Annotated in this window: 24 protein-coding genes, 1 tRNA gene and 1 riboswitch; of the genes, 11 read left to right on the top strand and 14 right to left on the bottom strand. The window is 62.4% G+C overall.

The annotated features are described in order from the left end of the window. Position 1: 1 nt before the first annotated feature. Positions 2-1426: an MATE family efflux transporter gene (locus AC0L2X_RS12020; protein ID WP_473556443.1), complete on the bottom strand. Its 1425-nt coding sequence runs from the start codon at positions 1424-1426 to the stop codon at positions 2-4. A 50-nt stretch (positions 1427-1476) separates the two neighbouring features. On the opposite strand from AC0L2X_RS12020, the gene AC0L2X_RS12015 reads away from it, so the two are divergent. Next, entirely contained in the window at positions 1477-2379 is a 903-nt protein-coding gene (locus AC0L2X_RS12015) for a histone deacetylase family protein (RefSeq protein WP_473556278.1), read from the top strand. Positions 2380-2383: 4 nt separating this feature from the next. Here AC0L2X_RS12015 and AC0L2X_RS12010 read toward each other — a convergent pair whose 3' ends face one another. After that, the gene (locus AC0L2X_RS12010) at positions 2384-2647 is read right to left on the bottom strand and encodes a DUF6460 domain-containing protein (protein ID WP_023677362.1); all 264 of its coding nucleotides are present in this window, start codon (positions 2645-2647) and stop codon (positions 2384-2386) included. A gap of 133 nt (positions 2648-2780) precedes the next feature. Between AC0L2X_RS12010 and AC0L2X_RS12005 the strand changes: the two genes are divergently transcribed. Next, positions 2781-2854, top strand: a tRNA-Gly gene (locus AC0L2X_RS12005). Between the two features lie 311 nt (positions 2855-3165). Here the strand turns inward: AC0L2X_RS12005 and AC0L2X_RS12000 are convergent. Next, entirely contained in the window at positions 3166-4155 is a 990-nt protein-coding gene (locus AC0L2X_RS12000) for a LysR family transcriptional regulator (RefSeq protein ID WP_352488235.1), read from the bottom strand. A gap of 319 nt (positions 4156-4474) precedes the next feature. Between AC0L2X_RS12000 and chvE the strand changes: the two genes are divergently transcribed. The 5 genes from chvE to AC0L2X_RS11975 all read left to right on the top strand — a co-directional run bounded on the left by chvE (position 4475) and on the right by AC0L2X_RS11975 (position 10125). Then, positions 4475-5542 carry a multiple monosaccharide ABC transporter substrate-binding protein gene (chvE, locus tag AC0L2X_RS11995; protein ID WP_352488234.1) on the top strand — a complete coding sequence of 356 codons (1068 nt, stop codon included), beginning with the start codon at positions 4475-4477 and terminating at the stop codon, positions 5540-5542. 99 nt (positions 5543-5641) lie between these two features. Beyond that, the gene (gene mmsA / locus AC0L2X_RS11990; RefSeq protein ID WP_023677359.1) at positions 5642-7174 is read left to right on the top strand and encodes a multiple monosaccharide ABC transporter ATP-binding protein; all 1533 of its coding nucleotides are present in this window, start codon (positions 5642-5644) and stop codon (positions 7172-7174) included. Then, on the top strand, positions 7171-8463 hold the full coding sequence (gene mmsB, locus AC0L2X_RS11985; protein ID WP_292659525.1) for a multiple monosaccharide ABC transporter permease: 1293 nt from the start codon (positions 7171-7173) through the stop codon (positions 8461-8463). Before mmsA ends, mmsB begins: the two co-directional genes overlap by 4 nt. A 189-nt stretch (positions 8464-8652) precedes the next feature. Further along, entirely contained in the window at positions 8653-9645 is a 993-nt protein-coding gene (gene araD1 / locus AC0L2X_RS11980; RefSeq protein ID WP_473556283.1) for an AraD1 family protein, read from the top strand. 27 nt (positions 9646-9672) lie between these two features. Next, positions 9673-10125, top strand: a complete 453-nt coding sequence (locus AC0L2X_RS11975) for a hypothetical protein (RefSeq protein ID WP_473556285.1) — start codon at positions 9673-9675, stop codon at positions 10123-10125. A 16-nt stretch (positions 10126-10141) separates the two neighbouring features. Here AC0L2X_RS11975 and AC0L2X_RS11970 read toward each other — a convergent pair whose 3' ends face one another. Next, the gene (locus tag AC0L2X_RS11970; RefSeq protein WP_352566449.1) at positions 10142-11236 is read right to left on the bottom strand and encodes a 2'-deoxycytidine 5'-triphosphate deaminase; all 1095 of its coding nucleotides are present in this window, start codon (positions 11234-11236) and stop codon (positions 10142-10144) included. Between the two features lie 135 nt (positions 11237-11371). Further along, positions 11372-11449, top strand: a riboswitch (SAM riboswitch). A 70-nt stretch (positions 11450-11519) separates the two neighbouring features. On the opposite strand from AC0L2X_RS11970, the gene AC0L2X_RS11965 reads away from it, so the two are divergent. Beyond that, complete coding sequence (locus AC0L2X_RS11965; protein ID WP_473556288.1) at positions 11520-12710, top strand: O-succinylhomoserine sulfhydrylase; 1191 nt, start codon at positions 11520-11522, stop codon at positions 12708-12710. A gap of 36 nt (positions 12711-12746) precedes the next feature. Here AC0L2X_RS11965 and AC0L2X_RS11960 read toward each other — a convergent pair whose 3' ends face one another. Further along, positions 12747-13901, bottom strand: a complete 1155-nt coding sequence (locus AC0L2X_RS11960; protein WP_352488228.1) for a ceramide glucosyltransferase — start codon at positions 13899-13901, stop codon at positions 12747-12749. A gap of 228 nt (positions 13902-14129) precedes the next feature. Between AC0L2X_RS11960 and apaG the strand changes: the two genes are divergently transcribed. Continuing rightward, entirely contained in the window at positions 14130-14522 is a 393-nt protein-coding gene (apaG, locus tag AC0L2X_RS11955) for a Co2+/Mg2+ efflux protein ApaG (RefSeq protein WP_254816331.1), read from the top strand. Between the two features lie 77 nt (positions 14523-14599). Here apaG and AC0L2X_RS11950 read toward each other — a convergent pair whose 3' ends face one another. The 3 genes from AC0L2X_RS11950 to AC0L2X_RS11940 form a co-directional block, all read right to left on the bottom strand. Continuing rightward, positions 14600-15610: an Hsp33 family molecular chaperone gene (locus AC0L2X_RS11950; protein WP_352488227.1), complete on the bottom strand. Its 1011-nt coding sequence runs from the start codon at positions 15608-15610 to the stop codon at positions 14600-14602. A 162-nt stretch (positions 15611-15772) separates the two neighbouring features. Beyond that, on the bottom strand, positions 15773-16684 hold the full coding sequence (argF, locus tag AC0L2X_RS11945) for an ornithine carbamoyltransferase (protein WP_254816329.1): 912 nt from the start codon (positions 16682-16684) through the stop codon (positions 15773-15775). Positions 16685-16698: 14 nt separating this feature from the next. After that, entirely contained in the window at positions 16699-17898 is a 1200-nt protein-coding gene (locus AC0L2X_RS11940) for an acetylornithine transaminase (protein ID WP_473556291.1), read from the bottom strand. A gap of 355 nt (positions 17899-18253) precedes the next feature. On the opposite strand from AC0L2X_RS11940, the gene AC0L2X_RS11935 reads away from it, so the two are divergent. Continuing rightward, positions 18254-18778 carry a GcrA family cell cycle regulator gene (locus AC0L2X_RS11935; RefSeq protein ID WP_023677348.1) on the top strand — a complete coding sequence of 175 codons (525 nt, stop codon included), beginning with the start codon at positions 18254-18256 and terminating at the stop codon, positions 18776-18778. A gap of 145 nt (positions 18779-18923) precedes the next feature. On the opposite strand, the gene AC0L2X_RS11930 is transcribed toward AC0L2X_RS11935, so the two are convergent. The 3 genes from AC0L2X_RS11930 to AC0L2X_RS11920 form a co-directional block, all read right to left on the bottom strand. Further along, positions 18924-19931, bottom strand: coding sequence for a magnesium and cobalt transport protein CorA (locus AC0L2X_RS11930; RefSeq protein ID WP_023677347.1), 1008 nt, complete (start codon positions 19929-19931; stop codon positions 18924-18926). Between the two features lie 116 nt (positions 19932-20047). After that, the gene (phoU, locus tag AC0L2X_RS11925) at positions 20048-20773 is read right to left on the bottom strand and encodes a phosphate signaling complex protein PhoU (protein WP_473556293.1); all 726 of its coding nucleotides are present in this window, start codon (positions 20771-20773) and stop codon (positions 20048-20050) included. A 117-nt stretch (positions 20774-20890) separates the two neighbouring features. Then, positions 20891-22156, bottom strand: a complete 1266-nt coding sequence (locus tag AC0L2X_RS11920) for a sensor histidine kinase (RefSeq protein ID WP_473556294.1) — start codon at positions 22154-22156, stop codon at positions 20891-20893. 198 nt (positions 22157-22354) lie between these two features. Here AC0L2X_RS11920 and ppk2 point away from each other — a divergent pair, with 198 nt between their 5' ends. Next, a complete protein-coding gene (gene ppk2 / locus AC0L2X_RS11915) occupies positions 22355-23257 on the top strand; it encodes a polyphosphate kinase 2 (RefSeq protein ID WP_473556295.1) in 903 nt (300 codons plus the stop codon). Positions 23258-23281: 24 nt separating this feature from the next. Here the strand turns inward: ppk2 and AC0L2X_RS11910 are convergent, their stop codons facing one another. The 3 genes from AC0L2X_RS11910 to AC0L2X_RS11900 form a co-directional block, all read right to left on the bottom strand. Continuing rightward, positions 23282-24031, bottom strand: coding sequence for an enoyl-CoA hydratase-related protein (locus AC0L2X_RS11910; protein WP_473599829.1), 750 nt, complete (start codon positions 24029-24031; stop codon positions 23282-23284). Positions 24032-24046: 15 nt separating this feature from the next. Further along, complete coding sequence (locus AC0L2X_RS11905; RefSeq protein ID WP_473556300.1) at positions 24047-24685, bottom strand: acyl-homoserine-lactone synthase; 639 nt, start codon at positions 24683-24685, stop codon at positions 24047-24049. A gap of 97 nt (positions 24686-24782) precedes the next feature. Then, on the bottom strand, positions 24783-25514 hold the full coding sequence (locus tag AC0L2X_RS11900; protein WP_023677341.1) for a helix-turn-helix transcriptional regulator: 732 nt from the start codon (positions 25512-25514) through the stop codon (positions 24783-24785). Between the last annotated feature and the right edge of the window lie 267 nt (positions 25515-25781).

Raw genomic sequence — 25781 nt, 5'->3', positions numbered from 1 at the left:
ATCAGCCAAAGGCCGTTCGCACCCGCAGCCGCAATATGGCGAGCAGGCTGAAGCCGCGTACCAGCAGGAAGACATGCAACGCCGCCCACAAGCCGTGATTGCCGAAGGCCGGCGCCAGGATCAGCAGCGCGGCGCTGAACGCCAGGAATGACACCAGCATCATGTTGCGCATGTCGCGCGACCATGTCGCGCCGATGAAAACCCCGTCCATCTGGAAAGCCAGCGCGCCGCTGAGCGCGGTGAACGCCGCCCACGGCAGGTAGATATCGGCAATGGTGCGAACGTCCGTCGAGGTCGTGATCAGGGCGACGAGATCGGTGCCCTCCAGCAGGAAGAAGAGCGTCGCCGCGCCCGCCAGCCCGAGCCCCCAAAGCAGCGTCAGCCGCACAGCCTGGTCAAACGCCGTGGCGGCACGGGCGCCGATGGCGCGCCCGGCGAGCTGTTCGGCGGCGGTGGCGAAACCATCGAGGAAGTAGCCGGCAACCAGGAAGAGGTTCATCAGCACGGCGTTGGCGGCCAGCGTCAGAGTGCCGAATTGTGCGCCTTGTCGCGTGAACAGCGCGAAGGCGGCGAGCAGCGAAAAGGAGCGGATCATGATATCGCGATTGAGCGACATCATGCGCAGGAATGCCGGCAGATCGAGGACGCGGTGGCGCGGCAGCCTGGGCGCCGCCCAAAAGCGCCGGCCGACGATGGCGAGACCAAGCAGCATGGCGACGAATTCGCCGGTAAGCGTCGCCCAGGCGACGCCGGCAACGCCCCAGCCGAGCTCCAGGCCAAGCAGGAAGCAGAGGGCGATGTTGATGCCGTTCAGTATCAATTGCAGCATCAGCCCGAGCCCGCCTTCGCCGCGCCCCAGCACGTAACCGAGGATGGCGTAATTGATCAGCGAGAACGGTGCTGCGAGCATCCTGATGCGGATATAGACGTCCATCGCCGCGCTGACGCGCGGTTCGGCGCCGATGAACCATTGCCCGGCGGTGGAAACCAGCGGCGCAAGCGCGGCAAGCACGACGCCGGCGACGACCGCGATCAGCACGGCGCGCCAGAACACCGCCTGCTCCTCCAGCGCATCGCCGCGCCCGAAGGCCTGGGCGACGAGGCCGGTGGTGCCGGAGCGCAGGAAGTTGAAGGTCGTGAAAACGACATCGAAGATCAGGGCGCCGGCCGCCAGGCCGCCGAGAAGGGCGGCGTCGCCGAACTGTCCAACCACCGCCGTGTCGACAATTCCGAGCAACGGCGTCGTCAGATAGGCAAGCGTCATCGGCACGGCGATGGCGAGCACGGAGCGGTTGGTGACGACGAATGCCCTGGCTTCGGTGGCGTGGACTTCGGTGGGTAAAGCCTGCTCCAAACGCGTGTCGCTTCCTGTTGCGGCTTGATCGGCTAGCCGATGTGCCCCAGTTTGCGGATCTCGCGCAACCATCCACCCCATTGTGGTCAACCGAAACCCGCCTCTGGCGCACCGGCCGCCCCATGCCCTTGCAGATCGTTCATCATCCCGACTACGACGCCGGCTTCGCCGTCAACCACCGCTTCCCGATGAGCAAATATCCGCTGCTGATGGACGCCTTGCGGGCACGCGGCCTGGCGCGGCCCGAAGCGCTCAACATGCCGGAGGCGGCGCGGCCATCATGGCTGAAGCTTGCTCATTCGGTCGACTATGTCGACCAGGTGCTCGCCTGCGACGTGCCGGTGAAGATCGAGCGCGAGATCGGTTTCCCTATTGGACAGCGGGTCTCGCTGAGGGCGCAGCTCGCCACGGCCGGCACGGTGCTGGCGGCGCAGCTAGCTTTGCTCAACGGCATCGCCTGCAACACCGCCGGCGGCAGCCATCATGCACGGCGCGCGCAAGGCGCCGGCTTCTGCACCTTCAACGACGTGGCCGTGGCTGCGCTGGTGCTGCTCGCCGAAGCTGCTGCCCAAAACATCCTGGTCGTCGATCTCGACGTGCATCAGGGCGATGGCACGGCGGATATCCTGAACGACGAGCCGCGCGTGTTCACCTTCTCCATGCATGGCGACCGCAACTACCCCGCGCGCAAGATCGCCTCCAACCTCGATGTCGCCCTGCCCGACGGCACCGGCGATGCAGCCTATCTGGAGCGGCTCGGCGCCATTCTGCCGGAACTGTCGGCACGAAGGCGCTGGGACCTCGTCTTCTATAATGCCGGGGTCGACGTCCATGCCGAGGACCGGCTCGGCAGGTTGTCGCTCACGGATGAAGGGCTGCGCGCTCGCGACGATATGGTGATCCGCCATTTCCGCACGCTTGGCATACCGGTGTGCGGCGTCATCGGCGGCGGCTATTCGACCGATGTCGCAGCACTCGCCGCACGCCATGCCATCCTGTTCGAAGTGGCCGCTGCCTACGCCTGAAAATTCACTTCCGGTAGTTAGCGATCCTGAGCAGGATGAAGGCCGGCACGACGATCGCGGCACCGAGCAGGATGTAGCCGAGGAAGCGGTCGATGGCGTGGAAGCCTAAATTCCACAGGTCGATGAAGAATTTGCGGATGCCGTAAAGCACGTCCATCGGCGACCAGCCGAAAGCGTTCATGACCAGGCCGACGAGAAACGACACCACGAGCAGCTTCAGGATCACCCGGAGCGGCGTATCGCCGAGAAAGCGGTTCAGTGCGGACAAGGGCCTGTCTCCACAGTCGGGTGCCGCGATTCGGGCACATGCCAAGAAATACGCAGTCGCCCGCGCTGCATCAAGGCGGCGCCTCAAATCGGATTGCGCATCGGCGCCGGGCCATGATATCGGAGGAACCAGCGCGGGTATGATGTAATGGTAGCTTGTCAGCTTCCCAAGCTGAACGCGCGGGTTCGATTCCCGCTACCCGCTCCAGCTTTTGCCCCGGTGCATTGCACTTGTTCTGGCCAGGCTGAAAACCAGCGGCTTCACAGGCATTTTTTTGCAGCCGGCTGGCCGTCTTTCATCTGTTTGGCCGATGTGCCAGTTCGTGGAATATCTCACATTGAGGGTCGGCGGGGCCTCGAATGACCCCAACCGGAAAGTCTACCCTTGGCCCGCTGGCGTCTGCTGGCGGGCTTTTTTTGAGCATCACGCGGTATTGCCAACGTGCACCGGCGCCGCTCAGGCGGGCCCGTCTGGTCGTCTGGCTGGCCACGGAATGCGCCCGCTACCCGCTCCAACCCTCAGCCCACCTCCCGCAAAATAAAATCGTGCAGCATCTTGGCTGCCGGTGACAGCGCGCGGTTCTTTACCGTGATCAGGCTGTAAGGCCTGACCTCGATGTCGAACTCAGTCTGGACGACATCGATAGCGCCGGCCAGGCCTTCGGGGTTCTGGATGAACTTCGCGACCTGGACCGACACCGGCGCGATGGCGTCGGATTGCGCGACCATGACCAGAGTCAATAGCAGCGAACTGGTGTTGAGGATGCGGTCCGGCAGCGCGATGTTGCGGTTCAAGAAGTTGCTTTCCATCGCCTGGCGCAGCGGCGAGCCGCCCGACTGGAAGACCCAGTCATAGGCGGCGGTGTCTTCCAGCCGCACCGCCTTGCCCTTGGTCAGCGGGTGGCCGCGGCGCACGATCAGGCAGGCCTTCTCGACGCCGATGACTCGCGCTTCGAACAGCCGCGGATTGAGGTCGTCTGGGATGCGGGCGATGATGAAATCGTGGCGGGAGGCGATCAGCTCGCGCGCCAGCACGTTCGAGGTCTCGACCTGCATGGTGATTTCGATGCGCGGATAGAGGCGCCGGATCTCACGGATCGCCGGCACCGCCAGCTCGATCGCCGGTGCTGTCACCGCGCCCAGGAACACCGAGCCGCCCTTGCCCGCCTTGAGCTCGAAAATCTCGCGGTCAACCTCGCGCATCTCGAGCAGGATCGATCGCGCGCGCCGTGCCAACGCCTTGCCATAAGGCGTCAGCGTAATGCCGCGCGGCAGCCTTTCGCAGAGCTTGACATCGAGCACGGCCTCCATTTCGGCGATCATGCGCGAGGCCGCCGGCTGCGAGATGTTCATGACCTGGGCCGCGGCACTCACCCGCCCGTGCTCGTCGAGGGCCGCGATCATGCGCATGTGACGCAGGCTCAAGCCGCTGCGCAGCAAGGTTCCGCCATCGCCCGGGATTTCATCGTAACCGGCTGATATTCCGCCAGGATTTCGCAGCGCCGCCATGATTTTTCCCTACTTCTGCGCCGGCCGCCCCGGCTGATCACCCGGCAGCCTCGCCACTAGCTTTAGCCATATCGGTTTCGATATAGCAACCATCAAAGATCGCATTTGACAGTTATGGCAAAGCGACACACCCTTCGCGCGTCCTGATACCTGACGATCGGCGACGAGGGAAAACTCGTATCGATTGAAACCAGAGTTTCGGGGCCGATTGGGAGGATACCGGAGATCGATTGACGGCAGCGGCGCGTTTGGCGCTCCTGCACGATTGCGCGGCCCACGAAACCCAAGGGTACGCGTCCATCAACCAGGGAGAGTTAATGTGAAGATTATCAAGACACTGGCCGCCGTCGCGGCCCTAGGCATCGCGGCTATGACGCTGCCGGCGCAGGCGGGCGAAGGCCTGATCGGCGTGCTGATGCCTACCAAGACCTCGCAGCGCTGGATCAACGACGGCGACGCCGTCAAGTCCCAGCTCGAGGCTCTGGGCTACACTGTCGACCTGCAATACGCGCAGGACGACATTCCGAACCAGCTCAGCCAGCTGGAAAACGAAATCACCAAGGGCCCGAAGGCGCTGATCATCGCTTCGATCGACGGCACCACGATGGGCGATGCGCTGCAGAAGGCGAATGACGCAGGCGTCGTCGTCGTCGCTTACGACCGCCTGATCAAGAAGACGCCAAATGTCGATTATTACACCACCTTCGACAATTTCGGCGTCGGCGTCATCCAGGCGAATTCCCTGGTCAAGGGCCTCAAGGAGCGCTTCCCAAGCACCAAACCGTGGAACGTCGAATTGTTCGGCGGCTCGCCCGACGACAACAACGCCTTTTTCTTCTACAATGGTGCGATGTCTGTCCTGCAGCCGATGATCGACGACGGCTCGATCAAGATCAAGTCCGGCCAGATGGGCATGGACAAGGTCGGCACGCTGCGCTGGCTGGCCGCCACCGCCCAGGCCCGCATGGACAATCTGCTCTCCGCCAACTATTCGGACGGCAGCCGCGTCGATGGCGTGCTCTCGCCCTATGACGGCCTGTCGCGCGGCATCATCGCTTCGCTGCGCGCCGTAGGCTACGGCACCGCCGATCAGCCATGGCCGATCGTCACCGGACAGGACGCCGAGACCGCTTCGGTCAAGGCGATCATCGCCGGCGAACAGTACTCGACCGTGTTCAAGGATACCCGCGAACTCGCCAAGGCGACGGTCGAACTCGTCGACAAGGTGCTCTCGGGCGGCAAGCCGGAAGGCCTCGACACCAAGACCTACAACAACGACGTCAAGGTCGTTCCCTCGATCCTGTTGACGCCGCATGATGTCGACAAGTCGAACTACCAGGCACTGGTGGTCGACTCCGGCTACATCAAGGCCGAAGAACTGAAGTAATCGCGGTTACAAAGCCTGGGGTCCTGCGCAGGCAGGGCCCCTTTTCGTTGGCGAGCCAGCCCGGTATTGTTTGCGGACCTCGCAGGAGTGGTATTCTCAATGGCATCGACGATTTTGGAGATGCGCGACATCACCAAGACGTTTCCCGGCGTCAAGGCGCTGTCGAACGTCAAGCTCATGGTCGAGGAAGGCGAGATCCATGCCGTGGTCGGCGAGAACGGCGCCGGCAAGTCGACGCTGATGAAGGTGCTGTCGGGCGTGTATCCGTCCGGCACCTATGACGGCCAGATCATCTATCGCGGCGATGAGTGCCATTTCAAAGGCATCCATGACAGCGAGCGCAAGGGCATCGTCATCATCCACCAGGAGCTTGCGCTGGTGCCGATGCTGTCGATTGCCGAAAACATCTTTCTTGGCAACGAGCACGCCAGATACGGCGTCATCGACTGGAATGCCAATGAGGCGCGCACCAGCGCCCTGCTCAAGAAGGTCGGCCTCAAGGAGGACCCCAACACGCTGATCACCAATATCGGCGTCGGCAAGCAGCAGCTGGTCGAGATCGCCAAGGCGCTCAGCAAGGAAGTGAAGTTGCTCATTCTCGACGAGCCAACGGCGAGCTTGTCCGAAAAAGACAGCCAGGCGCTGCTCGATCTGCTGCTCGAATTCAAGCGGCAGGGCATCACTTCGATCCTGATCTCGCACAAGCTCAACGAGGTGAACCGGGTCGCCGACAAGGTCACGATCATCCGTGACGGCCGGACCATCGAGACGCTGGCCAAGAAGGACATCTCGGAGGACCGCATCATCACCTCGATGGTCGGCCGTTCGCTCGACGACCGCTATCCGCCGCGCGAGCCGAAGATCGGCGAGACCGTTCTCGAAGTGAAGAACTGGTCGGTCTACCACCCCATCCATGCCGAGCGGCAGGTCATCAAGGGTATCAACCTCAACGCCCGCAAGGGCGAAGTGGTCGGCATTGCCGGGCTCATGGGCGCCGGCCGGACCGAGTTTGCCATGAGCCTGTTCGGCCGGTCTTATGGCCGCCGCATCACCGGCGAGGTGTTCCTTAACGGCAAGCCGATCGATGTCTCTTCGGTGAGCAAGGCGGTGGAACACGGCATCGCTTACGTTACCGAGGACCGCAAGACCTACGGTCTCAACTTGATCGACCATATCAAGCACAACATCACGCTGGCCAACCTGCCCGGCGTCTCGCGCCATGGCGTGATCGACGATTTGCGCGAGCTTTCGGTCGCCAATGACTATCGCGGCAGGACCAATATCCGCGCCTCGAGCGTCTACCAGATGACCGGCAACCTTTCTGGCGGCAATCAGCAGAAGGTGGTGCTGTCGAAATGGCTGTTCGCCAATCCGGAAGTGCTGATCCTCGACGAGCCGACGCGCGGTATCGACGTCGGGGCCAAGTATGAAATCTATACGATCATCGCGCGTCTCGCCTCCGAGGGTAAGGCAATCATCGTCATCTCGTCGGAAATGCCCGAACTGCTCGGCATCACCGACCGCATCTACGTCATGAACGAAGGACGCATCGTCGGCGAAATGGCGGCAAGCGACGCCAGCCAGGAAAAGATAATGCGCGCCATCGTCCGCGGAGAAGGAAAAGCATCATGAGCACCGAAAGCGCTCCCGGGCCGCAAACCGGCGTTGCCCAGGACCTACAACAGGGACCTCGCATTGCCGTCTCGGCGCTGGTCACCAACCTGCGCGAATACGGGTTGGTGCTGGCGTTGATCGCAATCATGGTGTTCTTCCAGTTCACCACGTCCGGAACGCTGTTCAAGCCGGTGAACCTCAGCAATCTGGTTCAGCAGAACAGCTTCATCATCGTGATGGCGCTGGGCATGCTTCTGGTGATCGTTTCGGGCCATATCGATCTCAGCGTCGGCTCCGTCGCCGGCTTCATCGGTGCGCTGGCGGCGATGATGATGGTCATCTGGCCGCTTGGCCCGTTGAGCAATCCGCTGGTGGTGTCGATCATCTGCCTGATCGTGGGTGGCGCAATCGGCGCGGCACAAGGCTACTGGATTGCCTATCACCGAATACCGAGCTTCATCGTCACACTGGCGGGCATGCTGATCTTCCGCGGCATCTGCCAGGCGCTGCTGGGTGGCGGGTCTTCGGTGGGGCCGCTCCCCGTCGGCTTCAAGGCGCTCAGTTCAGGCTTCATTCCGGACCTGATCGGCCCATTGACGCTGATACCGCCAACCGTGAACGCCGCCGGCAAAACCATTGTCGGCAGCGGCCTGACGCTGCACCTGACGACGATCGTGATCGGCCTCGTCGCCGTGCTCGCCTATGCCTATTTCGGGCTCAGGGCACGGCGCACCCGCGAGAAGCATGGCTACGAAGCCGAGCCCTTCTCGCTGTTCGTCGTCAAGACCCTGGTGATCAGCGCGCTGGCGCTGTTTCTCGTCTACCAATTCGCCACCTACAGGGGCCTTCCCATCGTTCTCATGGTGATGGGCGTGCTGATCGCGTTATTCGTCTTCGTTACCAAACGCATGACGATCGGCCGTCGCATCTATGCGATGGGCGGCAATGCCAAGGCAGCGCAGCTATCGGGCATCAAGACCGAACGGCTGACGTTGATGGTGTTCATCAATATGGGTGTGCTGTCGGCACTCGGCGGCCTGATCATCGCTGCGCGCCTGGGGCAGGCTGTGCCGGCGGCCGGCCTCGGCAGCGAGCTTGACGTCATCGCCGCGGTGTTCATCGGTGGCGCTTCGGCGATGGGCGGCGTCGGCCAGGTCATCGGCGCGGTGGTCGGCGGTTTCATTATGGGCGTCATGAACAACGGCATGTCGATCATGGGCGTCAATGTCGACTGGCAGCAGGTGGTGAAAGGCCTGGTGCTGCTCGGCGCCGTCGTCTTCGACGTCTACAACAAGAACAAGGCTTGAGAGGCAACCAGGAGGCATACGGGTCACATCGCGGCGCTGCCGGGCGGCGCAAAAAAGTCCCCCGAGGGACCTGATCCGCGAGCGCAATCCGGACGAAGAATTTCAACCGAGGCGCGGACAGGGTCCGGGCCGCGCAGGGTAGGGTTTGCCGAGAAAGGCAGGCCAGCCCGCAATTCAGAGAGGGTTACCATGCTGATCTCACAGATCCTCGACGACGCCGAGACGATCCGCGTCGTTGCCCGCAACGGCGGCAAGACCCGCGTCATCAACGGCGCCCGCAGCGTCTATTCGCTGGCGATGGAGGCCGCGCGCACCGGCAGCGGGCTTGTCGCCCTGATCGAGCGCAAGGGCTTCGGCGAAACCGTCGATCTCGACGCAGCCTACAAGAAGGGGCGGCTGCTGTCGCCGATCAACCATCCCGATCCGGCGCATCTCCATCTCACCGGCACCGGGCTGACGCACCTCGGCTCCGCCGCGACCCGCGATTCCATGCACAAGAAGCTCAGCACGGACGGCGAGCAACAGCTGACCGATTCCATGAAGATGTTCCGCATGGGGCTTGAGGGCGGCAAGCCGGCGAAGGGCCAGACCGGCGTGCAGCCGGAATGGTTCTACAAGGGCAATGGCACCATGGCAGTGGCGCCCGGGGCGCCGCTTATGTCGCCGGCCTTCGCCCAGGATGCCGGCGAGGAGCCGGAAATCGCCGGTATCTATGTGATCGGCGACGACGGCGCCCCGTTCCGCGTCGGCTTCACGCTGTCGAACGAGTTTTCCGACCACGTCACCGAGCGCGTGAACTATCTCTTCCTTGCCCATTCCAAGCTGCGCAACGCTTCGTTCGGGCCGGAAATCCTGATCGGCGATCTGCCCTCCGATATCCGCGGCGCTTCACGCATCCTGCGCGACGGCAAGCTGCTTTGGGAAAAGCCGTTCCTGTCGGGCGAGGCGAACATGTCGCACACCATTGGCAATCTCGAGCATCACCACTTCAAATACTCGGCGTTCCGCCAGCCGGGCGACGTGCATGTACACATGTTCGGCACGGCGACGCTGTCCTTCGCCGACGGCATCAGGACCGAGGCCGGTGACGTATTCGAGATCGAGGCGCAGGATTTCGGCCTGCCTCTGCGCAACCCGCTCGAAATCGAGCAGCCGGTGAAGGTCGCCGTGAAGGCATTGTAAACTGGTGACAGAATTCAGGGGCGAAAAATGAACGGCCTGCGGATTGGCACCGTGTTCGTAGGTTTAGTCCTGTTCCTCGCCTATTTCTCCCCAGCGGCTTACAGCGCCGGACAATGCAGCGCAAAATCCTATCGCGAAGCCCGGATGTCGATGACTAACCGGCTTCTGGCCACCGGCTATTCGAAATCGCAAGTGAGCTTTCTGATGCGCAACGCGGATCGCATGACGTCCGCACTCCGCGCTGACAGACTGAACGACAATGGCAGGGCCTGCGGTATCGACTCCGCCAGAGCCCATGTGCTGGGATGTCTCGGCAAGCAATTCTTCCCCTTGCAGTCCAGCTCAAGCGCCTCACTTGACGACGAGAAGCAAACCAGAGGATTTTGGGGGAAGAAGCGACTGGCAGTGCGAGAACTGCTCTTTATCGGTCAGTTTCATGGCTGCCTTGGCGCCGCGAAAGAATATCTGTTTCGCGGCTGACGGCTTGCGAACAAGATCAGCGCGCGGCGCGGAAATGCTTGGACAGTTTCAGGCCCTGCGCCTGATAGTTCGAGCCGAGGTCTGTGCCGTAGAGCGCTTGCGGCCGTTTCAGCATGTGCTCGTAGACCAACCGTCCGACGATCTGGCCGTGGTCGAGGATGAACGGCACTTCGTGGCTACGCACCTCGAGCACCGCCCGGCTGCCGGTGCCGCCCGACGCCGAATGGCCGAAACCCGGGTCGAAGAAACCGGCATAATGGACGCGGAACTCGCCGACCAGCGGATCGAAGGGCGTCATTTCGGCGGCGTAGAGCGGCGGCACATGCACCGCCTCGCGCGACACCAGAATATAGAATTCGTCCGGATCGAGCACCAGTTCGCCGGCGCCGCTCTTGTAGAGCGGCTCCCAGAAATCGACGACATCCTGCGCGGCGCGCTTGTCGACGTCGACCAGGCCGGTGTGGTGCTTGCCGCGATAGCCGACCAGCCCATCCTTGTCGCCGTCGAGGTCGATCGACAGCGCGATGCCGCCGCCTGAGATGTTGGGCGGTTCGGTGGCGACCAGCATCTCGGCGCGGTGCAGTTCGTGCAGCTCGCTTTCCGACAAGAGCGCATTGCCAGTGCGGAACCTGATCTGCGACAGCCGCGAGCCTGTCCGCACCACAATCGGGAAGGTGCGCGGGCTGACCTCCAGATAGAGCGGGCCTTCATAGCCGGCGGCGATCTTGTCGAACTCGTGGCCACGGTCGGTCATCACCCGGGTAAAGATATCGAGCCGCCCGGTCGAGCTCTTCGGGTTGGCCGAAGCCGAAATATGCGCGGGCAGCGCCAGGCTTTCGAGCAGCGGCACGATGTAGACGCAGCCGGTTTCCAGCACAGCACCTTCGGCGAGGTTAATCTCGTGCAGCTTCAGCCGGTCGAGCTTGTCGACAACTCTGTGGTCCGGGCCGGGCAAGAAGGAAGCACGCACCCGCCAGGCCTTGTCGCCGAGCCTGAGGTCGAGGCTGGCCGGCTGGATCTGATCGGCATCGAGCGTGCGCGTCGATTTCAGCGCGCCCGTCTGGAACAGCGCGGAAATATCCTGATCGGGAAGAATGCCTGTCTGCCGCAAGGGTCTGGCTCCGTTCGAACGCCGGGCGAGGTCTTGTTCTGTCGCAGGTCCGACCGTGGACGCCTTTGGCACCTGCTTGGTACAACCCTCTTAATCATGCCGGCAATTGACGCAAGCGTGGCGCGGGTCTAAAGCTCGTTATCCCGTGGTGATTTGGCCGGTCGGCTTGCAGCCACGTTAAACAAGTCGCTAAAGGACCGTCGGGCCGCAAGGCCATATGGACCGGTTGCGACTTTCGCGACCGGTTTTTTGTTGTTTGGACCAATTTTGGTGTTTGGATAGAATGATGACCAAGAAGCGCGACTGGAAGCCTCAGACCGCACTCGTGCATGCCGGGACGCTGCGTTCTGGCTTCGGCGAGACCTCCGAGGCGATGTATCTCACCCAAGGCTATGTCTACGAGACGGCGCAAGCGGCGGAAGCCCGCTTCAAGGGCGAGGAGCCGGGCTTCATCTATTCGCGTTATGCCAATCCGACCGTGGACATGTTTGAAAAACGCATGTGCGCGCTGGAAGGAGCCGAGGACGCGCGCGCCACTGCATCCGGCATGGCGGCGGTGACGGCAGCATTGCTGTGCAGCGCCAAGGCTGGCGACCATATCGTGGCGGCGCGCGCACTGTTCGGCTCCTGCCGCTGGGTGATCGAGACGCTGGCGCCGAAATATGGCATCGAGGCAACGCTGGTCGACGGCACAGACATCGCCAATTGGCAAAAAGCGGTCAAGCCGAACACCAAACTGTTCTTCCTGGAAAGCCCGACCAATCCGACGCTGGAAGTGGTCGACATCGCCGCCGTCGCCGCACTTGCCAACTCGATTGGCGCCAGGCTGATCGTCGACAATGTCTTCGCCACGCCCTTGCAGCAGAAACCCCTGCAGCTCGGCGCCCACATCGTCGTCTACTCCGCGACCAAGCATATTGATGGCCAGGGGCGCTGTCTTGGCGGCATCGTCCTGTCGGACAAGAAATGGATCGACGAGAACCTGCATGACTATTTCCGTCACACCGGCCCGAGCCTCTCGCCCTTCAATGCCTGGACGCTGCTGAAAGGCCTGGAGACGCTGCCGCTGCGCGTACGCCAGCAGACGGAAAGTGCCGGCCGCATCGCGGATTTCCTCGCCGAGCGCCCGCAAATCGCCCGCGTCATCTATCCCGGCCGCGCCGACCACCCGCAAGCGGCCGTGGTCAAGAAGCAGATGTCGGGCGGCTCGACGCTGATCTGCCTGGATGTGAAGGGCGGCAAGCAGGCGGCCTTTGCCTTCCAGAACGCACTCGACGTCGTGCTGATTTCCAACAATCTCGGCGACGCCAAGAGCCTGATCACCCATCCGGCGACGACGACGCACAAGAACTTGACCGATGAGGCCCGCGCCGAGCTCGGCATCGGACCGGGCACGCTCAGGCTGTCAGTCGGCCTTGAGGACACCGACGATCTGCTCGAAGACATCGAGCAGGCGCTGAGAGCTGCCGGATAAGGGCTGGCCGAACAGAGGCGAGCGGGGACGCGCCGATCAGGCGCCGGACGGGGTCTCCTCCAGCTCCGCGACGGCCTTGGTCTGGATAGTCATCACATTGCCTCGCCAATCGACGGCGCCGCTCAGCCATCCGCGCGCCCATATCGCCGGCAGCATGCAGTCGCGAACCATCATCGCCGGGATGGTGCGCAGCGACAGGTGCCACCCCTTGGCCGAGGCCAAGGCGCATTCCGGCAGGTAGGCCGCGGCCAGCACGGCGGTGGCGGTGGCCGGCAGGCTGACGCCGGCATCAGCCGCGGCAACCAGCGCAAGCACCAGCGGCGGCGCCGCGCCGATCAGGATCTCGGGGGCAAAGAACAGTGCAAAGGTGACGCGGCGCAGCCGCGCCCAGCGCGCCTGCCGCGACCAGATCTCGCCAAGCGTGCGCCGGCCGAGCGGCTGTTCGAATGGCGAGGCGACAAGATTGACCCGCAGTCCGAGTCGGTTGACGAGCTTGGTCGCGGCGGCGTCCTCGGCGATCTCGGCGGCAAGCGCGCGGATGCCGCCATTGGCGTCGAGCATCGGCTTGTTCCACAACATGCTCTTGCCCTGGGCGAAGCCGAGGCCGAGCGCCTCTCCAGCGTACTGCCAGCGTGCCTGCAGCGTGTTGAGAAAGGCGCATTCGACCTCCCCCCAGAAACCGTCCGGCCGCGAGCCGATCGGCGTCGAGCAGACGAGGCCGGTGTCGTGCCGCCAGGCCGCCAGCAGCTGCTGGACGTAATCGCTCGGCATAAGCACGTTGGAATCGGCAAGGATGACCCAGCGATAATGCGCCGCCTCCCAACCCTTCACGCAATTGTTGAGTTTTGGATTGCCGCTGATGCGGTCGTCACCGACTAGAAGACGGGCGCGAATAGCTGGAAAGCGCGCCATTGCGGCGTTGATCGGCTTGACTACCGGGTCGTCGGCATGGGCGACGCAGAAGATGAGTTCGTAGCGCGGCCAGTCGAGGGAGAAGGCGCGCTCCAGCGTCTCTTCGGCAAACGGCTCGACGCCGCGCGCCGGGATGACGATCGATACCGGCGGCGCGTTGGCCGCGGGCGGTGCAATCTTGGCTGGTCGCTTCAGCTTCAGCGAGGCTAACAGGATGCTGGCGAGATTTGAAAGAAGGAGGGCTATGGAAAGGAGAGCGGCTGCGAATGTCGGTTCCATCGAGATCTGGTCACTCCAGAAATGCCGGCCGCATGACGGCCGTTTTCAACAATTCGACAAAACGCTGAGTCGCCCGGCACAAGCCTGCACACCATCATTGTCATGTGTCACTCAAATGACATTGTTTTTCGGCACCTGCGCTTGAGATCGGGCAAGAAGATGCCGCGCATCGTTGACCAAACTGCGCTGAGCATCGAAAGTTCCATCTACATTGCTTTGGAGCAGTTTATGTACAGCGCCGTCACCCGCAACATCGAAGTGCAGGTCAGGCCGTTCTATCTGGAGGATCACTCCGACCCGCCGCAAAACCGCTATGTCTGGGGCTACCAGGTGACCATCGACAATCAGTCGGACGAGTTCGTGCAGCTTCTGTCACGCTACTGGCACATTACCGATGGCACCGGCAAGGTCGAGGAAGTGCGCGGCCCCGGGGTCGTCGGCGAGCAACCCGGACTCAACCCCGGCGACAGCTATCAGTATACGTCTGGATGCCCGCTCTCGACCCCGTCCGGCATCATGGTCGGGCACTACACAATGCGCAACAAGCGGGGCGAGACGTTCGACGTCGCCATCCCCGCCTTCTCGCTCGATTTGCCGGGCACGCGGCGCACCGTCAATTGACGTTCACTTGGATTCCTCTCCCCGCCTTGCGGGGCGAGGGAATCCAAGTTCTGCGAAGGCAGCCGCACTGACGCTCGTTATTGAGCCGCTGCAAATTCCGCCGGATCGAAGTCATATTGTTTCGAGCAGAATTCGCAGGCCACGTGAATGCTGCCATCCTCGGTGCTGTCCCTGATCTCCTCGGCGGAGAAGCCTTCGAGGATGCCGCGGATCTTCTCCCTCGAGCATGAGCACTGGTCGGCGACCGGCACCCCGCCGAAGACGCGGACGCCATGCTCGTGGAAAAGCCGGTAAAGCAGCCGTTCGGCGCCGATCGTCGGATCGATCAGCTCGGTCGGTTCAATAGTACCAAGCAGCGCCAGCAACTCCTGCCAGGAATTGTCGGTCGGGTCGTGGATTTCCTCACGCGGATCGCCGTCGCCACCGGGAAGGTCGGGTACGCGCATGCGCTCCGCCGACTGCGGCAGGAACTGTGCCAGCAGGCCACCGGCCCGCCATTGCTCGCGGGCACCGCCGACGCCGGGCGTCAGAAGCTTGGCAACCGAAAGCCGGAGGTCGGTCGGAATCTGCTCCGACTGGCGGAAATAGGTGCGTGCGGCATCTTCCAGCGTGACGCCGTCGAGCTGGACGATGCCCTGGTAGCGTTGCGTGTGGGCGCCCTGGTCGATGGTCAGCGCCAGGACACCGCTGCCGAGCAGCGTCTGCGGTGACGTCTCACCGGCAGAAGTCAAAGCCTGCAGCCGGTCGGCATCGAAGCGGGCATAAGCGCGCAGCGCGTGCGGCGTGGAGAAATCCGCGACCAGCATGTCGACCGGCCCGTCGGTACGGGTCTGCAGAATGAACTTGCCCTCGAACTTCAGCGAAGTTCCGAGCAATACCGTCAGCACACAGGCTTCGGCCAGGAGCCGGGCGACCGGCTCTGGATAGTCGTGGCGGCTGAGAATAGCGTCGAGCATCGACCCGAGCTGGACGGTGCGGCCGCGCACGTCGAGCGGGCCGACCTCGAACGGCACGACATGGTCGTCGCCAGCGTAGCCGAATTCGCCGAGCTTGGGTTTATGTTCAGCCAATTGATGAGTTTCCAACATGACAAAGCTCCGGGGCGCGGCGATGCCGCCCTCCGGGGCGCATGCGACGAGACGCGCTCGATTTGCGTGATGCGCCTGAGATAGGCACCACCCACTCCCGGATCAAGGCGGCCCGGATCAACGCGGCGCAGATCAGGCCAGCCCGGATCAAGGCGGCCCTTATCAAGCGCCCAGGCACCAGGCCAAGACCGCCTTCTGGGCATGGAGCCGGTTCTCGGCCTCATCGAACACCACAGAATGCGGTCCGTCGATGACCTCGTCGGTAACCTCTTCACCGCGATGCGCCGGCAGACAGTGCATGAACAGCGCGTCCGGCTTGGCTTTCGCCATCAGTGCCGCATTGACCTGATACGGCAGGAAGACATTGTGGCCGCGGGCACGGTGCTCCTGGCCCATCGACACCCAGCAGTCGGTGACGATGCAATCGGCCTCGTGAACGGCCTCCTCGGGCGAACGGGTGAATTTCAGCTTGCCGCCATTGGCTTTCGACCAGTCGACATGCTTCTGGGCCGGTTCGCTGCCCTCGGGCACGGCGACGTTCAGCTTGAAATGGAAGCGCGCAGATGCCTCCAGCAGCGAATGCAGCACGTTGTTGCCGTCGCCGGTCCAGGCGATCGTCTTGCCGGCCACCGGACCGCGGTGCTCTTCGAAGGTCATGATGTCGGCCATCAGCTGGCAGGGATGGGTCTCGTCGGTCAGCCCGTTGATGACGGGGACCGTAGCGTTTTCCGTCAGTTCCAGCAGCCGGTCATGCGAGGTGGTGCGGATCATGATGGCATCGACATAGCGCGACAGCACCTTGGCCGTGTCGGCAATGGTCTCGGAGCGGCCAAGCTGCATCTCGGTGCCGGTCAGCATGATCGTCTCGCCACCCAACTGCCGCATGCCGACGTCGAACGACACGCGCGTGCGCGTCGACGGCTTGTCGAAGATCATCGCCAGCACCTTGCCTTCGAGCGGCTTGCTGCGTTCGCCGGCCTTGAGCCTTGCCTTTCGCACAGCTGCGTCGTCGAGCATGAAGCGCAGATCGCCTTCAGAAACGGCGGAAAGATCGGTGAAATGGCGAAGGGACATCAGGAATTCCAGGATTACTTCGCAGCGGCAGCGACGATGGCATCCGCCAGGCTCTTGGCGCCGGCACGAATGCGCTCGAGCGCTTCGTGGATCTCGGCGTCGGTGACGGTGAGAGGCGGCAGCAGGCGGATAACGTTGTCGCCGGCCGGAACCGTCAAGAGATGCTGGTCACGCAGTGCCACCGTGACTTTGGTGTTGGGCATCGCGCATTTAAGCCCGAGCATCAGGCCGGTGCCCCTGATGCTTTCGATAACATCCGGAAATTCGTCGGCGACACCGGCAAGCCCCTGCTTCAACAGCAGTGCCTTGCGCCGGACGTCCTCGAGAAAGCCGTCCTCCAGCACCACATCGAGCACGGCGTTGCCGACCGCCATCGCCAGCGGATTGCCGCCGAAGGTGGTGCCGTGCACGCCGGCGGTCATGCCGACCGCCGCCTCGTCGGTGGCGAGGCAGGCACCCATCGGGAAGCCGCCGCCGATGCCCTTGGCCACCGCCATGAGGTCGGGGGTGACACCCGCCCACTCATGCGCGAACAGCTTTCCGGTGCGGCCGACGCCGCATTGGACCTCGTCGAAAATCAGGAGCAGCCCGTGCTGATCGCAGAGCTGCCTGAGGCGCTTCAGCGATTGCGTCGGCACTTGCCTGATGCCGCCCTCGCCCTGCACCGGCTCGATCAGGATCGCCGCGGTCTCAGGCGTGATCGCCTTTTCGGCGGCATCCATATCGTCGAAACCGACCTGGTCGAACCCGTCGACCTTGGGGCCGAAACCTTCCAGATACTTGTACTGGCCGCCGGCGGCGATGGTCGCCAGGGTGCGGCCGTGGAAAGCGCCTTCGAAGGTGATTGTGCGGTAGCGCTCGGGATGGCCGTGGACGAAGTGGTAGCGCCGCGCCGTCTTGATGGCGCATTCGAGCGCCTCTGCGCCGGAATTGGTGAAGAACACCTTGTCGGCGAAGCTGGCATCGGCCAGCCGCTCGCCGAGCCGGCTCTGTCCCGGAATCTCGTACAGATTGGAGACGTGCCAGAGCTTGGCGGCCTGCTCGGTAAGGGCCGCGACCAGATGCGGATGGCTGTAGCCCAACGAATTCACAGCGATGCCGCCGGCGAAATCGAGATATCGCTCGCCGTTGTCGGTGACCAGCCAGGTGCCTTCACCGTGGTCGAAAGCCAGGGGTGCGCGAACAAAGGTCTCGAAAAGCGCCGAACCGCTCATTATATGCGTCTCCGGAACCGGAAAAATCAAAAAGCCGCCAAAGCGGCGGCCCTTGTGGCTTATCGTGTTTTTCGGCCGTGAAGTCAACGAAAAGGTCGCGCAAGGACGTGCGGCAAGCCCTCCAGCATAACGCCGGCTCATAAGTGACCGGGCAAGTTGGGGAAAACCGAAAAAACCGATTCGTGTTGGCCTTGGGACTCTTGTCACCGAGTCAGCGCATAAGGTAATTGTAGTAGAGAAATAACTAGATTTCGTGCGGCGGACCTAATCACCCGATATATGTGGTGTCTGCCCGGCAGAAGCCGGGTCGGGAATGGATTCCGATTGCCGCATGTTTCAGCAGGAGCGCGGTCTCATGAACTGGACTGACGAGCGAGTCGAACTTCTCAGAAAATTGTGGTCGGAGGGCCTCAGCGCCAGCCAGATCGCCGCACAGCTTGGCGGGGTCAGCCGCAATGCGGTCATCGGCAAAGTGCACCGGCTGAAACTGTCCGGTCGCGGACGCACGACCGCCTCACCGGCACGCCAGAAGAAGACGGTACAGGGATCGACGATCCAGAAATCGGTGTCGCGGGCAGCAAGCGCCACCCGCCATGCCACGACGTCGATGTCGATCGGTGCGACCGCGCTCAAGGCGCAGTTCGATGCCGAACCGGTGGCGCGCCACTATATCCGCCCGGTCGAGAACGTCGTCGTGCCGATCTCGCGGCATCTGCAACTTGTCGAGCTCAACGAGCGCACCTGCAAATGGCCGAACGGCGATCCGCTTTCGGAAGACTTTCATTTCTGCGGCAACGACGCCGCCGAAACCGGGCCCTACTGCAAGTACCACGCCCGCGTGGCGTTCCAGCCGGCATCGGAGCGGCGGCGGAGCAGATAGTTAGGGGAGTTAGGGAGTAGGGCAGTACGGCAGTATGTGGTGAATTGCGGAGAAGCGTGCTCGGAAGCGATATCCTACTGCCCTACTGCCCTACTGCCCTACTGCCCTACTGCCCTACTGCCCTACTGCCCTACTGCCCTACCCTTCATAGCCACCCATTCTTGCGAAACCGCCAGTAAAGAAACGTGCAGATCAGGGCAATCGCCGCCAGGACGGCCGGGTAGCCATATTCCATCCTCAGTTCCGGCATGTCGCTGAAATTCATGCCGTAAATGCCCGCGAACGCCGTGGGCACCGCCAAGATGGCGGCCCATGAGGCAAGCTTCTTGGAGATCGCCGTCTCCTGGCTTTGACCGACCAGAAGGCTCGCCTCGAAGGCGAAGGCGAGAACCTCACGCAGGCTGTCGATCTTTTCCTGGACAGTGCGGATGTGGTCGGTGACGTCGCGAAACAGCGGGTGCATGGCTGTGTGGATTTGCGGCAGATCGGCGCTGGTCAGCCGCCGGCAGACCTCCACCAGCGGCAGGGCCGCATTACGCAGGCGCAAGAGATCGCGGCGCAGCATATAAAGCCGTTCGATATCGGAGCCGGTCATCGGTTTCAGCAGAACCTTGTCCTCGATCGCCTCGACCTCGTTTTCGATCTGCTCGAGCACCGGCATGTAATTGTCGACGATGAAATCGAGAATGGCGTAGAGGACGAAATCCTCGCCCTTGGCAAGGGAATGCGGGCAGCTTTCCCAGTGCTGGCGAACGGCTGCGTAGGAGGTCGACGGGCCATGCCTGACGCTGACGATATAGCCGGCGCCGACGAACAGATGCGTCTCGCCGAAGGTGACACGGCTGTCGATCAGCTGCGCCGTGCGGGCAACGATGAACAGGGCATCCCCATATTGCTCGATCTTCGGTCGCTGGTGCGGATGCTCGGCGTCCTCGATCGCCAACTCATGCAGATGGAATTGCGCCTGGACGCGCAGCAACAAATTGCGGTCGGGCTCCAGCAGTCCGATCCAGACCACGTGGCCCGGCTTCCCGGCCCATTCGCCGGCTTCCTCGATCGGAATGTCGGCGATGCGCCGCCCAGCCGTATAGACGCCGCAAGCGATTATGCCCGACATCGGCGGCGCAGGAGCAAACTCGCGGACATATTCCATCGCAGCCTCCTGAAGGCGGGGCCTTCATCGCGGAACTGAGAAGTCGGCGCGTCGAAAGCTTAGCGCAATTTTCTGTCAGGTGGCGAATCCGAAATTCGCATCGGTGTCGGGAGAACTCACTTCGCCGGTGGCGTTGCAGGAAGAATAATCTTGTCCGTCTTGTCGCCCTTTGGACGATCGGCCGGCATCTGATCGCCGGTGACGATATAGTAGATCGTCTCGGCGATGTTGGTGGCGTGGTCGCCGATGCGCTCGATGTTCTTGGCGCAAAACAGGAGATGTGTGCAGGGCGTGATGTTGCGTGGGTCTTCCATCATGTAGGTCAGCAACTCGCGAAACAGCGAGGTGTACATGGCATCGATCTGGTCGTCGCGGTCGCGTACGAAACTGATTTTTTCCACCGACCGCGATGCGTAGACGTCGAGTACTTCCTTGAGCTGGGTCAGTGCCAGATTGGCCAAAGCCTCGAGGCCGCGGAACAGGCTGTTCGGCTGGCGCCCGTCTGCGACGGCAACCACCCGCTTGGCGACGTTCTTGCCGAGGTCGCCTACCCGTTCGAGGTCCGCCGAGATGCGGATCGCGCCGACGATCTCGCGCAGATCCGTCGCCATCGGCTGGCGCTTGGCGATGATGATGATCGCCTTGTCGTCGATCTCGCGCTGTCCCTCATCCAGAACCAGGTCGTCTCGAATGACTTTCTGGGCAAGCCCCGGATCCGCATTGACCAGCGCCGCGACTGCCTGCTCGACCATGCGCTCGGCATGCCCGCCCATCGCCGCGATGCGCTTCGACAGATATTTCAGCTCCTCGTCATAGGCGCTGACGATATGCACGGACTGCATGGACGAAATGCCTTCCCGGGATCTTGTGGTTGAGTCGTTCCCTCGAATCCCCGCTGATACGCTAGCCGGATGACAGAAAAAAGAAACGGCCCATTATGTGGTAGAGATAGTACCGCGTCAGCGAGCCGGCAAATGGACCGTGAACGCCGCACCCTTGCCGAGCTCCGACCTGATGGAGAGCCTGGCGTTGTGGCGCGTCAGGATATGCTTGACGATGGACAGGCCAAGGCCGGTGCCCTTTTGGCTCCGGCTGTTCTCGACGTCGACGCGGTAGAACCGCTCGGTGATGCGCGGGATGTGTTCTTCGGGGATGCCGGGGCCGAAATCCCTGATGGTGACGTCGATGCCCGGTTCGGGATCGCTGTCGCTGAGTATGATCGACACCACGACGCGTCCGCCCGACTGACCATATTTGCAGGCGTTTTCCAGCAGGTTTTCGAAGACCTGGAAAAGCTCGTCCCGATCGCCGGGCACGTCGAGCGGCCCTTCCGCGAAATCACGCTCGATGACGACGCCGTTTTCCTTTGCGAGCGGCCCAAGCGAATCGATGACGCTGTCGATGGCCTGGCGCAGGTCGACCTCGGTTCCCGGCTTGAGATAGGGCTTCATCTCCAGGCGCGACAGCGACAGAAGGTCGTCGATGAGGCGCGCCATGCGGCTGGTCTGGTTCTGCATGATCTGCAGGAACTGCTCGCGCGCCTCGGGGTCGTTGCGGGCCGGCCCGCGCAGCGTCTCGATGAAGCCGGCGATCGAGGCGAGAGGCGTGCGCAGCTCGTGGCTGGCATTGGCAATGAAGTCGGCACGCATTCTGTCGATCCGGCGCGCCTCACTCTGGTCCTTGAACACCAGCACGTAGAGATCCGTGGCATGGCCGACTGAAGACGCGCTCACCCGATAGGCTCGTTCGACCGGCAGCTTTTCTATGTAGTCGACGCTGTCCGAAGCGACGTTGCCTGCCAAGATACTATCCAGCAAGGCCTGCATTTCCGGCGCGCGGAATTTCAGCGACAGCGACATACCGGGGGCAATCCCGCCAAAGGCGGCAAAGGCGGCGGCGTTGGCATGGACGATGGCGGCGGAGCGATCGAAAATGATCAACGGATCGGCAACCGCCGCCGCGAGATATTCGCCGGAAAGCCGCTGCAGGCCGCTCGCCTCGATGGCCGCGGCATTTTCGGTCGATTGACGCGCGACGCCGGCCGGCAGCATCGCAGCGGCAACCAGCAACGCGCCTGCCAGCAGCACCACATAGCCGGACATGCCGGCAAAACCATAGACCATCAGAACCGCAACGAGGCCGGCCGCCAGCAGCCAGCGGCTGTTCCACAGCCGCATGGCGACACATTGCGCCCTGCCTTTCCGCTTTGTGCCGATGTCGGCCATTTGCGCTCCGTCTGCGGCCAACTTCAAGAACTTCCTGCTGGACCGGCGCTAGAGCACAGTGCGTTCAATTGGACGCACAAAGGACGCTCTACCACTTTATCTGCTGCATTGTTCTTTCCGAAAATCGATTCCGATTTCCGGGCCGATGCAGTAAGGCTCCCAATAGCATGAGTCCGGAAGCTGGAAAGGTTCGCCTCGATGAAAAACACCAAGGAAAGTCCGGCCATACCTTCATCGGGTCCGCTGAAGATCATCATCGACGGCAAGGAGCGGGAGTTCGACATCGAGGCCCCGACGCTTCCCGACTGGGTCGAGGACCGCAAGCTGACCGCCGGCGGCTATCCCTACGACAAGAAGATGAAAAGCGGGGAGTATGACGAGAAGCTTGAGAAGCTGCAGATCGAGCTGGTCAAGGCGCAGGCGTGGCTGCAGTCGACAGGCAAGCGGGTAATGTCGCTGTTCGAGGGCCGCGACGCCGCCGGCAAGGGCGGCACGATCTTCGTTTTGCGCCAGTATCTGAACCCTCGCACGGCGCGCAACGTGGCGCTGACCAAGCCAACACCCACCGAGCTTGGACAATGGTACTTCCAGCGCTACGTCGACCACTTCCCGACGTCGGGCGAATTCGTCACTTTCGACCGCTCCTGGTATAACCGCGCCGGCGTTGAACCGGTGATGGGATTCTGCACGCCCGAGCAGCACGAGCAATTTCTGGACGAGGTTCCGCATTTCGAGCGGATGATCCGCAACGAGGGCATACATTTCTTCAAATTCTGGCTGAACATCGGCCGGGAAACGCAGCTCGAGCGATTCCATGACCGCCGCTGGAGCCCGCTGAAGAGCTGGAAGTTTTCGCCAATCGACATCGCCGGCATCACCAAATGGGACGAATACACCAAAGCGCGCGACCTGATGGTCGAGCGCACGCACAAGGAGTTCGCGCCCTGGATCATTGTGCGGGCGAACGACAAACGGCGCGCGCGGCTGGCCGTCATGCAGCGCATTCTCCTTTCGCTTCCCTATGACGGCCGCGACCTCGACGTCATCGGCAAGGAGGACAGGAAGATCATCGGCGAAGGGCCGACTTTCCTCGAAAAATAAGCTCACCTCATCGATACGCGGCTCTCATGCCGCCAGCCGGGCAATCCGCTGCAGTCGCTTCAGCGTTGTGTCGTCCTGCAGCGCCTGCTGGAAAAGCGAGATCTCCTGGTCGATGCGGTCGCAGAGCGCGCCGGTGTCGCCCCTAAGCAGGTCGCGCGTCTGCAGCAGCGCCGCGACAGGCTTCTTGGCGAGTTGCCTGGCTCTTGCCAACGTGGCTTCCTCGACGCTGCCGTCCGTCACGATCTCGCCGACAAGGCCCAGTGCCCTGGCATCTTCGGCGGCGAGCGTGTCGCCCAGGCAGAAGAAGCGGAACGCCCCGGCATAGCCGAGCTTCTGCGGCGCCAGAATACTGGTCGCCGCGTCCGGCACCAGGCCGAAATCGACGAACGGCACCCGAAACGTGCTCTTGCTCGAGGCGATCACCATGTCGCAGTGGAACAGGATGGTGCAGCCGACGCCGACGGCGTCGCCGTCGACACAGGCAAGGACCGGTTTCGGGAACGTCGCCAGCGTGCGGAACATATCGGTGACGGCGTCGATCAGTCGCCGATGTTTGGTGGCGTCGAGAAATTCGGAGAAATCGGCACCGAGGCAGAAGCACCCGGCCAGGCCGCGCAGGACCACAACGCGGACGTCGTCGTCGATGGCGGCTTCATGGAATGTCCTGGCCAGGCTTTCGTAGGCCCGCCTGTCCAGCACCGGGCGGCCGTCACCCGACGATACCGTGACGATCAGCGTGTGATTGCGGAATTCTGCTTTTGAGTGAACGTTCATGGCCTCTCTCCAATCTCACGAGGCGCGTCTCTGTCCGAGCATGTCCGGGTATCCTCTGGCCAGCACCGGCGCAAAGTGGTTGCGGCGCGAACGCACCACGTCGAGCGTGTGCTCGTTGAAGGTGAGCAGTGTGGCGACCACCTGCTGGTTGCCATAGGTACGCTGGTAACCGAGCGGTGTTGCCAGGAAATGCAGCTGCAGAGCGCGAAGCACCCACATCGGCTCGAATTCGATGATCACCTGGTTGACGTTGCGCTTCAGGCCCCACTCGACGAAGCCAGCGATCAGCTCCGTGCCCACCGTCGACACGCCGCGCCGACCGTCGCGGAACCCCGGCGCAACCGCATAGCGGGTCAGTTCATAGACATTCGGGCCCGACGGTGGGGTTCCCTCATAAAGGTCCGCCAGCACATCGGTTAGAAGATGTGCCCGGGTCGTCGGCAACATCCGCTGGTAACCGGCGATCTCGCCATTGCGGATGACGATCTGATGCACTGCCTCGTCGTGGTCGAATTGATCGATCTCGAGACCATCGGGGCGCTGCAGATCGGTCCATCCCATCTCTTCGACGAAAATCTTGTAACGCAAACGATGAACTGACTCCCAGAGGTCGGGCCGTTCCATCAATTCCTGGGTCGTGAGGGAAAAAAGCATCTTGCCGTCTCCTGTTTCAATAGGAAGATACGGCCGTGCTTTCCCAAAAAAATTACGCGATCACGCAAGCAAGAATTTCTAGGCCGGCGCGGCCGACCTAGTTAATATAGCCGCGCCTTATCGCTTCCGCGACGGCCTGGACCCGGTTGACGGCACCGAGTTTGCTTTTGGCGTTAAGAAGGTGTTTCTCTGACGTGTGTTCCGAAATGCCGAGAATTTGTGAGATCTCCCATTCGGACTTGCCAACGGCGGCCCATTGCAGGCATTCGCGCTCACGCGGCGTTAATTCGACATGATCGATGGTTTTGCCCGCCATGGTGTGGAGCTGCATTGCGCGGCCAATCGCATAAGTCGAGACCAGCGACACCAGCCCAAACTCGGCGCTCGACAATTCGACAGCCTCGCCGCCAAGTGACACCATGACGATCTGGCCATCGAGCGTGATTAGCGGGAAGGCCAACCCGTCGCGCAGCTTGAATTCGCCGGCATCGCCCATCACCTCGCCGCCGCTCTTGCCGATGCGGATGCCCTGAGACGCTTCCCGCCACTGGAATGGCGCTTGAAGCTGCTTCATGTGACTGACGACGGGGTCGTGATCGACGTAGTTGCGCGCAACGTAGCGCTCAAGCCATTCAGCCGGCCAGTCGCAAAGCAGCACATGGTCCTTTTGCTGGTTTCTCGGCGTGCCAGGTTGCGGAACCGTGCCGGCCATCAGCGCCGTCAGCCCGAACCCGCTTGTTACCCCCAGCAGTTTTTCGCAGACGGCGGCCGCAGTGCCGGCGTGCTGCAACTGATCTATCAGTTCCAGGGTACGATCGAAATGACCCATCGCAACATCTACCCCATGTTGCCTTCCGCTCTTGAGGCCAATGGCAGTGATCAACCCGCACCACGCCATCAACCCCGGACTGCAAAGCTGCTTCCCCTGTGCGTCCTACTGCTCCTCTTCAGCCGGCATCACGCAGTCATTTGCAAACTCACTAAACAATATCCCTAAATCGTCACGATGAAACCAAAAACCGTTGTACCTGTGTTATTTTCGTACAAAAACCTGTGTTATTTCGTACTAAAGTCGGTGCAAGACCGGGCGGAGTCG

Source organism: Mesorhizobium sp. WSM4828 (genome assembly GCF_055811175.1).
This window is presented reverse-complemented; position numbering and strand designations above follow the sequence as displayed.